At 70.9% G+C, this 14,014-nt stretch carries 12 protein-coding genes; 6 read left to right on the forward strand and 6 right to left on the reverse strand.

Features of this window, described 5'->3' with window-relative positions:
* Nucleotides 1-124: 124 nt before the first annotated feature.
* Complete coding sequence (locus tag ACIODU_RS30580) at nucleotides 125-685, forward strand: GNAT family N-acetyltransferase (protein WP_401771765.1); 561 nt, start codon at nucleotides 125-127, stop codon at nucleotides 683-685.
* Nucleotides 686-714: 29 nt separating this feature from the next.
* Here the strand turns inward: ACIODU_RS30580 and ACIODU_RS30585 are convergent, their stop codons facing one another.
* The 6 genes from ACIODU_RS30585 to ACIODU_RS30610 all read right to left on the reverse strand — a co-directional run bounded on the left by ACIODU_RS30585 (nucleotide 715) and on the right by ACIODU_RS30610 (nucleotide 8,282).
* Nucleotides 715-2,343, reverse strand: coding sequence for a type VI secretion protein (locus ACIODU_RS30585; protein ID WP_401771767.1), 1,629 nt, complete (start codon nucleotides 2,341-2,343; stop codon nucleotides 715-717).
* Entirely contained in the window at nucleotides 2,340-3,785 is a 1,446-nt protein-coding gene (locus tag ACIODU_RS30590) for an ATP-binding protein (protein ID WP_161307805.1), read from the reverse strand. The genes ACIODU_RS30585 and ACIODU_RS30590 overlap by 4 nt, the downstream gene beginning before the upstream one ends.
* Before the next feature lie 125 nt (nucleotides 3,786-3,910).
* Entirely contained in the window at nucleotides 3,911-5,464 is a 1,554-nt protein-coding gene (locus ACIODU_RS30595) for an SCO6880 family protein (protein WP_161307804.1), read from the reverse strand.
* Nucleotides 5,461-6,807: a hypothetical protein gene (locus ACIODU_RS30600; protein ID WP_401771770.1), complete on the reverse strand. Its 1,347-nt coding sequence runs from the start codon at nucleotides 6,805-6,807 to the stop codon at nucleotides 5,461-5,463. The genes ACIODU_RS30595 and ACIODU_RS30600 overlap by 4 nt, the downstream gene beginning before the upstream one ends.
* On the reverse strand, nucleotides 6,797-7,660 hold the full coding sequence (locus ACIODU_RS30605) for a hypothetical protein (RefSeq protein ID WP_401771773.1): 864 nt from the start codon (nucleotides 7,658-7,660) through the stop codon (nucleotides 6,797-6,799). The genes ACIODU_RS30600 and ACIODU_RS30605 overlap by 11 nt, the downstream gene beginning before the upstream one ends.
* A 313-nt stretch (nucleotides 7,661-7,973) precedes the next feature.
* Nucleotides 7,974-8,282: a hypothetical protein gene (locus tag ACIODU_RS30610; RefSeq protein WP_161312217.1), complete on the reverse strand. Its 309-nt coding sequence runs from the start codon at nucleotides 8,280-8,282 to the stop codon at nucleotides 7,974-7,976.
* Nucleotides 8,283-8,718: 436 nt separating this feature from the next.
* Between ACIODU_RS30610 and ACIODU_RS30615 the strand changes: the two genes are divergently transcribed.
* The 5 genes from ACIODU_RS30615 to ACIODU_RS30635 all read left to right on the forward strand — a co-directional run bounded on the left by ACIODU_RS30615 (nucleotide 8,719) and on the right by ACIODU_RS30635 (nucleotide 13,769).
* The gene (locus ACIODU_RS30615) at nucleotides 8,719-9,525 is read left to right on the forward strand and encodes an SAM-dependent methyltransferase (RefSeq protein WP_401771939.1); all 807 of its coding nucleotides are present in this window, start codon (nucleotides 8,719-8,721) and stop codon (nucleotides 9,523-9,525) included.
* A gap of 329 nt (nucleotides 9,526-9,854) precedes the next feature.
* Nucleotides 9,855-10,232, forward strand: a complete 378-nt coding sequence (locus tag ACIODU_RS30620) for a hypothetical protein (protein ID WP_401771775.1) — start codon at nucleotides 9,855-9,857, stop codon at nucleotides 10,230-10,232.
* On the forward strand, nucleotides 10,229-12,085 hold the full coding sequence (locus tag ACIODU_RS30625) for an alpha/beta hydrolase (RefSeq protein WP_401771778.1): 1,857 nt from the start codon (nucleotides 10,229-10,231) through the stop codon (nucleotides 12,083-12,085). The genes ACIODU_RS30620 and ACIODU_RS30625 overlap by 4 nt, the downstream gene beginning before the upstream one ends.
* Nucleotides 12,082-12,687 carry a hypothetical protein gene (locus ACIODU_RS30630; protein ID WP_401771779.1) on the forward strand — a complete coding sequence of 202 codons (606 nt, stop codon included), beginning with the start codon at nucleotides 12,082-12,084 and terminating at the stop codon, nucleotides 12,685-12,687. The genes ACIODU_RS30625 and ACIODU_RS30630 overlap by 4 nt, the downstream gene beginning before the upstream one ends.
* 107 nt (nucleotides 12,688-12,794) lie before the next feature.
* A complete protein-coding gene (locus ACIODU_RS30635; protein ID WP_356429418.1) occupies nucleotides 12,795-13,769 on the forward strand; it encodes a bifunctional lytic transglycosylase/C40 family peptidase in 975 nt (324 codons plus the stop codon).
* Nucleotides 13,770-14,014: the final 245 nt, after the last annotated feature.

The raw sequence follows: 14,014 nt of genomic DNA on the forward strand, positions 1-14,014 counted from the left end.
CGATGGTACTGCAGGGGGGACCCTGTGGGAGAGTAGGACGCCGCCGAACAATCTTTGATCGTGGGAATGCCCTGTACCTTCTGGTACAGGGCATTTCTGCGTTCCGGGCCCATATGATCGATGCGTGAACCATGTGATACGAGCGGTACGGGCCGACGAATGGGCCGAGGTCAGGGAACTGCGGCTGGTCGCGCTCCAGGACCCGGCGGCGTCGATCGCCTTCCTGGACACGTACGAACAGGCTTCCCAGCGGCCCGACTCCTTCTGGCAGGAGCGCGCGGCGGGTGTCGTCGAAGGCGGCGGGGCCCAGCTGTTCGTCGCCGAGGCCCCCGACGGGTCCTGGTCGGGGACTGTCGGGCTGCTGATCGAACCGGCCGGCCTGACCGACTTCTTCGGCACCACCATCGAGCGGCCCCAGGGGCATCTCGTCGGGGTCTTCGTGCGCCCCGGGCAGCGCGGCGGCGGGCTCATCGACGGGCTGGTCGAAGCGGCGCTCGACTGGGCGTGGTCGCTGGAGGAACCGCGGCTGGAACGCGTCAGGCTCCACGTACACGAGAGCAACAGCCGGGCGCGTGCGGTGTACCGGCGGCTGGGATTCGAACCGACCGGCGTGCTGGTGCCGTTCGCGCCCGATCCGTCGGCGAAGGAACAGGAGATGGCGGTGGTCCGTCCCGCCGCCGGCTGACGCCGCCGGGTGACGCCGTCGTCGTACGGTCAGTCAGGGAGATCCTGGTGCGGCCAGCGGTCCCGTGCCTGTTCCCTGGAGCGGAGCAGGGCGAGCGTCGGCAGGCCGCGCTCCTGGCCCGTGGACAGCAGCTCGGGCAGCAGCGGCAGAGGCGCGACCGCCGCCACGTCGTCCAGGACGAGGGACATTGGTGGGTCGAGCCGACCGTCAGATGACCGTGCGGCCATGCGGCGGCCGTGCTCGACCACGTGTGTGGTGAGTGCGGTGAGCAGAGGCATCGCGCCGGGGCGGGAGCGGGGATCCTCGATGGGCTCACCCACCACGTAGAGCGTGCCCCCCTCGTCTGCGAAAGAATCCAACGTGAGGGAATCCGTTCGGTTGGGTGTGCAGGCCTCACGGATGTGGATCGAGGAAAGGGACGCCAGCGTACGGGCCGTCAACTGTTGCGCCACCTCGCGGCGTTCGGGGTGCGAGGTGAGGGCCGACTCCAGCAGCCCCGCGAGGCCGGAGGCGGCTCTGGGGTGCGTACGGAGGATGCGTACGGCCTCGTGGGCGCCCGCGCCCTGCGCCCAGCGGTGCACCTGCTTGAACGGCCGCGCGTCCACCGCCGCGGCGTGCAGCCAGCAGCGCAGGAGGGTCTCCGCGGTGTCGGCCATGGCCGTGTCGAGGAGGGCGCGCGGGCGGACGGGGGACAGGAGCGCGGCCGCGCGGGCGGTGGCGGTGTCGGCGTGCTCGCAGCCGGCGGCCGGGGACCAGTGGAGGCGGGCCGGGGTGTCGCAGAGGTGGCCGGGGTCGTAGACGAGGACGGGGCCGAGCTTGGCCCGCGCGTCCTTGGTCTCGGCCCAGACCCCGGGGTCTGAGGTCACGACGAGCGCCGGGCCCTCGGCGTCCAGCACGGCCTGGACGGCGGTGGGGCGGCGGGTGCGGGAGGTGCCGTACACGACGCGTGGAGCCGTGCCGGGGACGGGCGCGGGTACGGAGAGGGGCGCGGACGCGGGTACCGGCACCGGCACCGGCACCGGTACGGACCCTGATGCCGGAGCCGGCACCGATTCCGTCGCCATGAGCGGGCGGGTGTCCTCGACGGCCGGTGCGGGTGATCGCGGGTGCTGGGCCCCGGCGGGGCCGTACGCGGCCGCTACGGGCGCTCCCGCGCCCCTGCCCGGCCCGGGGCCCGGCTCGTACGGCATCGCGTCCCTGGGGAGCGGCTGGTGCGGCAGCGGAGGGTGTTCGCGCTCCCGCGCAGCCGCCGTCTCCCGTTCGTACCGCAACTGCTCGCGGCGCCGGGACCGTACCGCCCGCCAGCGCGTCACGACGCCCAGCACGAACACCGTCAGCACGGTGAGCACCATCAGCTGGCTGATCAACAGCCCCCAGAACAGGCCGTATCCGGAGAGCTGCCCCGGCGGGGTGTCGGGCCAGGCGGCCGGCAGGTCGTGCGGTGCCGTCGCCAACTGCCGTAGCGCCAGGGGCGTACGGGCGAAGGTGACGTGGTCCGGCCAGCCGCCGTGGGCGAACAGGCCCGCGAAGCCGGTCGCCGACCAGGTCAGCCAGCGAGAACCCGAGCAGGAAGGCCAGCAGGCCCACCAACAGCCCGTCGGGGACGCCTCCTTGGCGGCCCTGCTGCCTGCCGTCGCCCTGGTGGCGCTCCATGTCACGCCACCGTCGACTCGGAGGACTCGTTCAACTGCCGTTGTCGCTCCAGGAGCGCCGCACGCTGCTCCGCCTCCCAGTCCGCGGCCCGTACGTCCTCGGGCAGCCCGGCCGCCTCCAGGGCGTCGGCGGCGTCCGAGGCCTGGGAGTTCTCCGTCATGGCGCGGTCGGTGAAGACCAGGGGGCGTTCGGCCTCCGTCACCAGGTGCTTGACGACCTGGACGTTGCCGTTCACGTCCCAGACCGCGATGCCGGGGGTGAGCGTGGGGATGATCTCCACCGCCCACCGGGGCAGTCCGAGGACCAGGCCCGTGGCTCTCGCCTCGTCGGCCTTCTGGGCGTAGATCGTGCGGGTGGAGGCCATCTTGAGGATCGCGGCGGCCTCCCGTGCCGCCGCGCCGTCCACGACGTCGGAGAGGTGGTGGACCACCGCCACGAACGACAGGCCGAGACGGCGGCCGAACTTGAGCAGGCGCTGGAACAGCTGGGCCACGAAGGGGGAGTTGATGATGTGCCAGGCCTCCTCGACCAGGAAGATGCGCTTCCTGCGGTCGGGGCGGATCCAGGTGTGCTCCAGCCAGACGCCGACGATCGCCATCAGGATCGGCATGGCGATCGAGTTGCGGTCGATGTGCGAGAGGTCGAAGACGATCAGGGGCGCGTCGAGGTCGATGCCGATGGACGTCGGTCCGTCGAACATGCCCCGCAGGTCACCGTCGACCAGCCGGTCCAGGACCAGTGCGACGTCCAGGCCCCAGGCCCGTACGTCGTCTATGTCGACGTTCATCGCCTCCGCCGACTCCGGCTCGGGGTGGCGCAGTTGTTCGACGATGTCCATCAGGACGGGCTGTCGCTCGACGATCGTCTCGTTGACGTAGGCGTGCGCGACCTTGAGGGCGAAGCCGGAACGTTCGTCCAGGCCGTGGCCCATGGCGACTTCGATGATCGTACGGAGCAGGGCGAGCTGCCCGGTCGTGGTGATGGCCGGGTCGAGCGGGTTGAGGCGGATCCCGTCGTCCAGGGCCGCCATGGCGTCGAGACGGATGGGGGTTATACCCAGCTGCTGGGCGATGAGGTTCCACTCGCCGGCGCCGTCCTCACCCTGGGCGTCCAGGACGACGACCTGGCGGTCGCGGAACCGCAGCTGGCGCAGGACGTACGTCTTCTCCAGCGCGGACTTGCCGTTGCCGGACTCGCCGAGCACCAGCCAGTGGGGGGCGGGGAGCTGTTGCCCGTACAGCTGGAAGGGGTCGTAGATGTAGCCCTTGCCGCTGTAGACCTCGCGGCCGATGATCACGCCGGAGTCGCCGAGGCCGGGGGCGGCGGTGGGCAGGTAGACGGCCTGGGCCTGGCCCGTGGAGGTACGGACCGGCAAGCGGGTCGTCTCCACCGCCCCGAAGAGGAAACTGGTGAAGGCTTCCGTGAGGATGGACAGCGGATCTCGCACCACAGGCCCCTTTCTGTTCGGCGTCTACGGGTTCTGCACGGCGTCTGCGGGCTTACGGCTTACGGCTCGCGGCTTACTGATCACGGGTTACGGGTTACGGGTCAGGGTGCTCGGGTCGGCGGCGGTCAGCGGCGGATGCCGGTCGCGAACGGGAGGGTGTTCACGAAGGCACGGTGGTGCTCGCGGTCGCACCACTCCAGCTTGAGGTACGACTTGCCGGCCGAGGCCCTGATGGTCCGCTTGTCCCTGGCCAGGGCCTCGGGCGACCTGGACGACACTGTGATGTACCCGACGAGGTTCACCCCCGCCGCACCGCTGGCGAGATCTTCACCCCGCTGGTCGAGCCTGCCGTGGGCGGCGATGTCGCGCGGGTCGACGGTGCGGTTCATCTTGGCGGCGCGGCTCGCCTCCGCGTCGTCGTTGGTCTTCTCCGTCAGCATCCGCTCGATGGCGACCTCGGTGGGCTCCAGGTCCATGGTCACGGAGACCGTACGGATGACGTCCGGGGTGTGGACGAGGAGCGGGGCGAGGAAGTTCACGCCGACCGGGGTCATCGGCCATTCCTTCACCCAGGCGGTGGAGTGGCACCAGGGGGCGCGGGTCGAGGACTCGCGGGTCTTGGCCTGGAGGTACGTGGGCTCCATCGCGTCCAGCTCGGCCGGCCAGGCGTTCCGTTTCGTCATGGCCTGGATGTGGTCGATGGGGTGGTCGGGGTCGTACATCGAGTGCACGAGGGAGGCGAGGCGGCCCTGGCCGAGGGGCTGGCGTACCCGGATGTCGGCCTCGGCGAGGCGGGCGCAGATGTCGGTCAGCTCGCGGGCCATGACGACGGCGAGGCCGGCGTCCTTGTCGAGCTTGCGGGTCCCGGAGGCGTGGCGGGCGGCGCGGGCCATGGCCTGGGCCTCGGCGGCCAGTTCGCGGGTGAAGTGCATGCAGGCGACGAGGTAGGCGCGGTGCTGCTCGCTGGAGGTGGAGACCATCGACTGGAGCTGGTCGTACGACTCCTGGAGCCAGCCGGGGGACGCGTTGTCGCCACGCTGGGCGACGTCCTTGGCGTGGGCGTCGGGGTCGGCGGGGAGTGTACGGGCGAGCATCTGGATGCGGGTGACGAAGCCGTCGCCGTTGGCGACGTGCTTGAGGAGGGTGCCGAAGCGGTCGACGAGGGCTTCCTGGTCCTCGCTGTCGCGCAGGCCGACGCCGGGGCCCTCGATCTCGATGGCGGCGGTGACGGTGCGGCGGTCGGCGTGCAGCAGGACGGCGATCTCGTCGGGGCCGAAGGGCGCCGCGAGCCAGTTGATGCGGCCGATGCCGGGGGGCGGGCCGATCTCGACCTCGCGGCCGTCGAGGCTCGTACCGGACTCCATGGCGGCGGAACGGTACGTCGTGCCGTTGCGGAGGGTCCGTTTGAAGCTGCGGTTGATCTCGAACCACTTGTAGAACGTGCGGTGCTTGTACGGCACATACACGGCGGCCAGGGCGATGAGCGGGAAGCCCATCAGCGTCACGATCCGCAGGGACAGGACCGGGACGAGCAGGCCGCACATCATGCCGAGGAACGCGCCGGCGATGATGAGCGCGATCTCGCCGGTCTCGCGGTTCTTGCCGACGATCGCGTTGGGCCGGGCGCGGCCGATGAGATACGTGCGGCGTGGTGCGATCGGGTGGGCCTGGGTCGTCAACGCCCTCCCCCTCCAGTGCTGTTGTTACCGGTGTTGCGTGAGCTGTGCGGGGTGCCGGTGGTGGGGCCGCCGCCGGTACGGGGCGGGGGCGCGGCGGAGGGGACATGTCCGCCGCCTCCCCCGCCTCCGCCGCCTCCGGAGGACGGGCGGGTGCTGTGCGCGGCGACGCCGCCGGAGATGGAATTCTGCGACCGGCCGCCTCCGCCGCCGCCCGAGCCGTCGCCGTTGTTGCGGCTGCTGTGGGTCTTGATGCCCTGGGAGACGAGGGCGGCGGGGGAGCTGATGGCGGCGGCGGCGCGGGAGCCGTCGGTGGCCTGCTTGCGGTTGTCGCGGGAGGCGGCGATCTCGTCGCCGAAGCCGGGGACGAAGCGGTAGATCATGGCGGACGCGAAGATCGCGAGCAGGATGATCGCCAGGCCGGTGACGACGGCAGAGAAGGAGTCGGGGCCGCTCTCGGAGGAGAGGGCGCCGGCGAGGCTGAGGACGATCACGATGACGGGTTTGACGAGGATGACGGCGATCATGATGCCGGCCCAGCGGCGGACGTGGCCCCACATGTTCTTGTCGACGAGTCCGGCGTAGACGATGACGCCGAGGAGGGCGCCGACGTAGAGCAGGACGGCGCGGATGAACAACTCCATGAAGAGGACGCCGGCGGCGAGGATCGTCACGAGGGAGACGACGATGAGCATGATGGGGCCGCCGCCGATGTCGGTGCCCTTGGTGAGGGCCTCGGAGAACGACCCGAAGAAGACGTCGGTCTGCTTGCCGGTGCCGGCGGCGATGACCTCGGTGACGCCGTCGGTGGCGGAGACGACGGTGTAGAGGATCAGGGGCGTGAAGGCGGAGGCGAGGACGGCCAGCCAGAGGAAGCCGACGGCCTCGGAGACGGCGGTGGTGAACGGGACGCCGCGGATGGCGCGCTTGGCGACGGCGAAGAGCCACAGGACGAGGGTGAGGACGCTGGCGGCGGCGAAGACGATGGCGTACCGGGCGAGGAAGGCCTGGTTGGTGAAGTCGACGTCGGCGGTCTCCTCGACGGCGCCGGAGAGCTTCTCGACGACCCAGGAGGCGGACTCGGCGCAGCCTCGGGCGAGGGAGGAGAGGGGGTCGAGGGCGTCGGCGGGGTCGGTGGGGGCGAGCCCGCGCCGGGTCTCGCCGTTGTCGCAGTAGCTGCGTGCGGGGCCTCGGATGAGGTCGCAGGCGTTGTTGGTCGCGCTGGGGGTGGGGGTGGGGGTGGGCGTGGGCGCGGCGGCGGCGCGGGTCGCCAGCAGCACGGCGGCCGTCTGGAGACCGGTCACCAGAGCGCCGATCGAAAGGGCGCGGGCGCGGTTAGCGGGCATAGGTGAACCCTCCGAACTGTTGCACGGCGTCGGCCATTTCCTGCGCGCTGGAGGCCGCTTGGTCCCTGCCGACCGGTACGGGGCCGTCCTTCTGCGTGAAGTCGCTGACTTTCCAGTCGCCGTCGACCCACGTGAGCTCGAAGGTGTTCGTGAACCAGCTCTCGGACACCGGGTTGGTCGAGCCTTCGCCCGCCATGCCGAAGAGAGCCGAATACCAGACCGAGACGGTCGCACTGTCGGCGCCGAACTTCTCGACCTTTGAGCCGACCGGGTTCGTACGGGAGATGAACGTCATCCCGGCCGGCGGCCTGCCGTCCACACCCAGGCCGATGCTGGTGAGGAAGTCCGCGTTCGAATAGACCTTGTCGAGATCGCCCCGGCGCGCGATCGCCACCGCGGGTGCGTACACGGCGTCCACGATCGCGTCGCGCTGGACCTTGTAGTACATCCCGTCCGACCCCAGCGCCACCGCGTAGTTCGCCGCCGCGCTCGCCGCCCCCTGCTCGTCCCTCGCGAAGCCCGACGGGATGGTGCCGTTCTTGCCCGTCACCGGCTTCACGCCCGTCGCCGCCGTCGGGTTCGACGCGCCGTCGGGGGCGCCCGCGCCCGGGGTCGGGTCCTCGCCGCCGCCGCGGTTCGCGAAGACGATGGCCGCGAGCAGGAGGACCACGACGCCCACGACCATGATGAGGGAGCGTGAACTGCGCGCGGGGCGTCTGCCGCCGCCGTAGCCGTCGCCGCCCCTGGCGTCGGGCAGCCGCGTGCGCGTCTGGCCCGTACCGCCGAAGCCGTCGTCCGTACGGGCGGCGGAACGTGCGGGGTCGCCGTAGCCGTGCTCGTCACCGAAGCTCATGCCGCGAAAGCCCCCTCAGCCGTGCGCGGGTCCGCGTGGTCCGCGTGGTACGACGGTAGCCGTGCTGGTTCCCGCGCGGGCGCGGTGTGGTGACTCGACATCAGGGAGACGCAACCTCAGCCGGTGGGCGCGACGGACGGGTGGTGTGGAGGGCGCACCGGGCGCACGCCTGGTACGCACCGGAGGGACCGGAGGAAAGGACGGACGGAGGAACGGGGTGACGGGTCCGTCGGAACGGCCGAACGGGTGGGACCGAGCGCGCTCGGCCGTCCGGGTCGGCAGGCGGGAGCGCCGGCCGCGGGAACGGCCGGGATCAGACGGCCATCCCGTACACGATCGTGAAGAGCGTGCCCAGCGACCCGATGATGAAGACGCCGGTCAGCCCCGCGACGATCAGGCCCTTGCCCTGTTCCGCGCTGAACGTGTCCCTGAGCGCCGTCGCCCCGATGCGCTGCTTCGCCGCGCCCCAGATCGCGATGCCGAGACAGAGCAGGATGGCCACCGCCATCACGACCTCGATCATCACCCGGGCCTCGTTCCCGAGTGTTCCGAAGGGTCCCCAGTCCGGGGCGATACCACCGATGATGGTGGTGATGTCGCCCTTTTCAGCCGCCAGGTACATGTAACTCACCGCCCCTGTTGGGTCGTTCGCCGCCCGGGCCCCATGGCACGGGTCACGCTCTATCTTCGCTGATGGAACCGCCCTCGTATGCCGCTTGGCGGCTCTCTTTACCCGATGCCCGCACATATGACCGGTCCCGGCCCCCTGACCTGGTGCGGACCGGCTCAACACGTACGCAATCGGTTACTCTGTGTATCACGGGGCGTGACTCCGGGCAATGACTGTCGTTGGTCCACTCTTGCGGGGGTGCGGCGCCGTGAGGGGCCGGTGGGGGAGCGGTGGAGGTATTGCGCGGAGCTGGGGCGCGATCAGGTCTGTTGCGACGGTGCCGGGTTGGGCTAGGAAGGCGTCTGTGACCCAAGACGAATCGCGCGACGACGCCGCTTCCGCCCCCGACGCGGACCCTTCCGCCGCTTCCCTCGCCGACACCCAGCGGATTCTGGCCAGGATCGACACGACCCGGCCCCACACCGCCCGTATCTGGAACTACTGGACCGGCGGCAAGGACAACTACCTCGTCGACCGGGAGGCCGGCGACCAGATCAGGAAGCTGCACCCGGGCATCGGGGACTACGCGCTGGCCGACCGTCAGTTCCTCGGCCGGTCCGTCGAACATCTGACCAGGGACGTGGGCATCAGACAGTTCCTGGACGTAGGCACCGGCCTGCCGAGCGCCGACAACACCCACGAGGTCGCGCAGCGCGTGGCCCCGGAGTCCCGGATCGTGTACGTCGACAACGACCCGCTCGTCCTCGCCCACGCGCGGGCGCTGCTGACCAGCTCGCCCGAGGGGAGGACGGACTACCTCGACGCCGACCTCCGCGACGTCGACGCCATCCTGGAGCGCGCCTCGCGGACGCTCGATCTCAGCGAGCCCGTGGCGCTCATCCTGCTGGGCGTCGTCATCTTCATCGAGGACGACGAGGAGTCGTACGGCCTGGTGCGCCGCCTCATGGACGCGCTGCCCGCCGGCAGTCATCTGGTGCTGTCCCACACGATCACGAGCCCGGCGATGCCGGACGTGGACGCGGCGGTCGCCTTCTGGAACGAGAACGGCACGCCTCGGCTGACCCAGCGCACCCCGGAGCAGCTGCTCCGCTACTTCGACGGGCTGGAGCTGCTGGAGCCCGGGGTGGTGTCGTGCTCGCGCTGGCGGCCGGTGGCGGGGGCCGGGTCGGGGCCGGGCGGCGAGGGGCTGCCGGACGAGGTGGCGATGTTCGGGGGAGTGGGGCGGAAGGGGTAGGGGGTCGCCTTCCCGTCTCGGCTTTCCTTGTTCCGTACGGGTGAACTTGGCCGGGCTGTCGCGGTGTCCGTCCGCCCCGCCGATCCCTGTGCCCGCAGGCGTCTCCGGTGTACGTGGAGGCCCCCCGACGCCGTCCTGACGCGCGATTGCCCCGTGTCCCGCTTTGGGAAAGTGCCGTCGATATCCCTCGATATCCGCCGGCTTCCCGGACCGGGAGCGGGCGCGGGCGGCGGCACTGCGGGACAGGGGCGAGCGGGATGGCGGGGACGGCGGGGACGGCGGGGACGGCGGGGACCGGTGGGGGTGCGGGTGCCGGCGGTGGAGCCGAGGTGGGGGCCGATGTACGGCACAGCGCGGGGCCCTGGACCGGGGCGGCGGGCGCGGCCGAGGCGCTGCGCACCCACCTGGGCCAGGTCCGGCCCGAATTCGCCGCCGCGCACGCGGGGTTGGCGGGCGGTACGGAGGGCCTGGCGGTCGCGGACGTCCTGCGGACGGTACGTACGTCGTGGGAGCGGCGGATCGACACGGCCGCGGCGGAGTGCGGGAGCCTCGCGGGCAGCCTGCGGGCGGTCGCGAGGGACCTGGGCGAGAGCGACGCGGAGGTGCGGGCGGCGCTCGCGGGGGTGGGGGTGGGTGCTGGGGCCGGGGCGGGCTCGGGTTTCGCGTCCGGCTACGGCCCCGGTCTCGGCCTCGGTGATGGGCGGTGAGTGGCGGGCTGACCTGGGCCCAGTTGCGCGAGGTGCGGTGTTCCGAGCTGGAGGACGCCGCCGACGGCTGGGGGCGGGCGAGCAACCGCGCCGACGCGGCGCGCGACCGCGTCGACCGGCAGCTGCTCACCGGCATCCGGGACTCGCAGCGGGGCGAGGCGGCGCGGGCGGCCGTCGTACGGCTGCGGGATCTGAGCCGTAACTTCCAGTACGTCCATACCGAGTGCGGTCTTGTCCGTACGGCGCTCAACAGCCTCGCCCACGAACTGCGGGGCCCGCAGCGGGCGTTGCGGGAGGCCCTGGAGGACGCGCGGGCGCTGGGGTTCACCGTGCACCCGGACGGCGGGGTCAGTTATCCCGAGGCGGGCGAGAACTGGTCGACGGGCCGGCCGGTGCCGGGCGGGCGGATCGCGGGGAGCGGGGCGGAGCCGTTCGCGGCGGTGCCGTCGGCGTACGGGAGCGTGAACCCGAACGAGGCGAAGGCCCAGGACGTCGTGGACCGCGTGGGACGGGCGCTGCGCGAGGCGCGGGGGATTGATGAGCGATACGCGGCCACGCTGCGGAAGTTGACGGCGCAGGAGGGCCTCAAGGTCTCGGCCGCGACGTGGACGGACGCGTACGGCGACGCGACGGCGGTACGGGGCGCGGCGGACGGCTATCTCCGGGCCGCGATCCCGGAGGACGCCTCGCCGGCGGAACGCAAGGCGTGGTGGGACGGCCTGACGCGGGAGCGGCGCGAGGAGTACCTGGCGGTCTACCCGGACGTGATCGGGAATCTGGACGGGATCCCGGCGGTGGCGCGGGACGCGGCGAACCGGGACAACTTGCAGTTGTTGATGGGGAAGCTGGAGGGGCTGGACGACGAGGGGTCGCGGACGCGGCTGGCGGGGTTGCGGGAGATCGACCGGCAGTTGCGGTTCCCGGACCCGTTGCTGCCGCCCATGTACCTGCTGGGGATCGGTGACGAGGGAAACGGTCGCGCGATCGTGTCCTTCGGGAATCCGGACACGGCCCGGAACGTCTCCGCCTACGTGCCGGGCCTGGGAACGGCGTTGGACAAGGAGTTCGCGGAGAATGATGTGAAGCGGGCCCGTGATATCGCCCTGGGGGCGCAGAAGTACGACCCGTCGAGTGCCGCGCTGGTCTGGCTGGGATATGACGCGCCGCAGCTCCCGGCCGACAATGTCGCCGGCAACACTGAGGTGATGTTCGCTGATCGCGCGGAGACCGGGGCGGTCGCGTACAACGAGTTCATGTCCGGCATCTCGGCGACCAACCAGACCGGCGATCCGCATGTGACTGCCATCGGACACTCGTACGGCTCACTCACCGTCGGTCAGGCCGCGCAGAGGCCCGGGGGTGTTCCGGGCGCTGACGACATCATCCTTCTGGGCAGCCCCGGGACCGGCGCGCGATCCGCCGACGAGCTGGGTGTGGGCCGGGACCACGTCTACGTCGGCGCGGCGGAGAACGACCCGGTCACCGCCATGCCCGCCAAGATCGAGGCACGCGGCATGGCGACGGGTGCGATGAGCGGGGCCGTGGTGGGCGCGGCGATGGGCGGCCCGGTGGGGGCCGTGGTCGGAGGCTTCGGGGGCGGCGCGGCGGCGTACTTCGCGCAGGACGCGCAGGCGGACGACCGGGAGATCTGGTACGGGACCGATCCGGCGCACGAAGCCTTCGGCGCGCGGAGGTTCCGGGTGGCGGACGGCCCACGGCCGATCGCGGACATAGGAGGCGTCGACGCGCACACCAATTACTTCAATCCGGATGTGGACGAGGAATCGGCCAGGAACATCGCGAAAATTGTTGCCGGTCACGGTGAACGAATCAAGACCCAGGAGCCTCGATGAGACGGCGGTCTCTCACCGTTCTGCTGTTGGCCGTCGCTCTCGCGGGATGCGGCTCGTTCGAATCGCACAAGAAGGACGGTGACATGAAGGTGGCCATGAATATGCAAGAAGGCGCGGACGCGGCGGACGCGATCCTCCTCGACACATTCGCGGCCGTTCAGCCGCCGTTGACATGGGCGCACGATGCCGCGACCGAGAGAGCCTGCGGCGACACCAATTCGACCGCAACCGGGACAGCCACTCGACGTGCCACGGTCATGACGAAGGTGTCGGCGGTCAGGCGCGGGAGCCTGCTGGGGGTGGTGGAGCGGCACTGGAAGAAGCGAGGTTACAAGATCACCAGTGTCGATGCCGACGAGGAGCTCCCCGCGATCTACGCGGCGACTCCGGAAGACTTCCGGATGAGCGTGGCCGTCGGGCACGAAGGGCAGTTCTTCCTGAGTGTCACCACTCCGTGCTTCGCCAGGTCCGAGGTTTCACCGCCCAGGGCACGACCGGACGGTCCTACGTACTCACGCGGGCCCCTTCCGCCCCCCGACATCCACGACCACTTCTGGTCATCGCGGGATCCTCTTCCGGCCTCCTCGCCGTCCACCCCCTGATCCGAGCCCTCCCCGCCTACACTGGTCCGGACAGCGGCCCTGACGCGAAGGGTGTTTTGACGGTGCGTAAGGCATGGCTCGTCGCGTCCGCCGTCGGTGGGTCGGGGATGGCCTTCGTCGCGTTGCTCGTCGTCGGGACCTACTCCGCCGCCGCCGGGCTCGCCGGGGGGAGCGGTGGGACCGTCGGGCTCGCCAAGGGGGCCGTGCCGGCCGCGTACCAGCCGCTCGTGGAGCAGTGGGGCAACCTCTGCCCCGCCATCAACCCCGCCCTCCTCGCCGCGCAGCTGTACCAGGAGAGCGGTTGGAACCCCTCCGCCCAGAGCCCGGCCGACGCCCGGGGCATCGGGCAGTTCATCCCCGGCACCTGGGCCGCGCACGGGATCGACGGGGACAAGGACGGGGATCGGGACATCTGGGACCCGAAGGACGCGATTCCGTCCGCCGCCTCGTACGACTGTGAATTGGCTGATTACGTCAAGGACGTGCCCGGCGATCCGACGAACAACATGCTCGCCTCCTACAACGCGGGCGCGTACGCCGTCATCAAGTACAGGGGCGTGCCGCCGTACCGGGAGACGCAGAACTACGTCAAGATCATCCGGACCCTGGAGAAGAGCTTCGCGGCGCCCGTGGGGCGGGTCGAGCCCTCCCGGCAGGCCGCCGGGGCGATCTACTTCGCCCAGCAGAAGCTCGGTACGCCCTACCTCTGGGGCGGGAACGGCACGGCCGCCCAGGGAGGGCGGTTCGACTGTTCCGGGCTGACGCAGGCCGCGTACCGTACGGTCGGGATCGAGCTGCCGCGTGTGGCCAACGACCAGTACAACGCGGGCGAGCACCCCGCCCGGAACGAACTGCTCCCCGGTGATCTCGTCTTCTTCTCCGAAGATCTGACCAACTCGCGGGCCATCCACCACGTCGGGCTGTACGTCGGCGGCGGATACATGATCAACGCGCCCTACACCGGCGCCGTCATCCGGTTCGACAAGATCGACAAGCCGGACTACTTCGGCGCGACCCGGGTCACCGAGGACGGCGCCAAGTCCCTGCCGACCAACCTGCCCCCCGACCGCCCCTCCGTCTGAGCGAGGGGCGGGGAGGGGTACGGTACGACCCGTCCCGCAGGCGTTGTTTCCGCCCGGGCGGAACCCCCGCCAGGGCCATTCGGCGGTCGCCGAATGGCCGGAACTATCCCTCCCGTCACCCCCCTGAACTGCGACGACGTGTCACTCTTCGATAACGTCATGGTGATCGTTCGGTGGAGAGTGGAACGTACTGCGTGAACAGGCCGTTCCATGGGCAACAGCTGCGCTCTTGATCACGCAGCATG

The organism is Streptomyces sp. NPDC088261 (assembly GCF_044740805.1).
GTDB lineage: Bacteria > Actinomycetota > Actinomycetes > Streptomycetales > Streptomycetaceae > Streptomyces.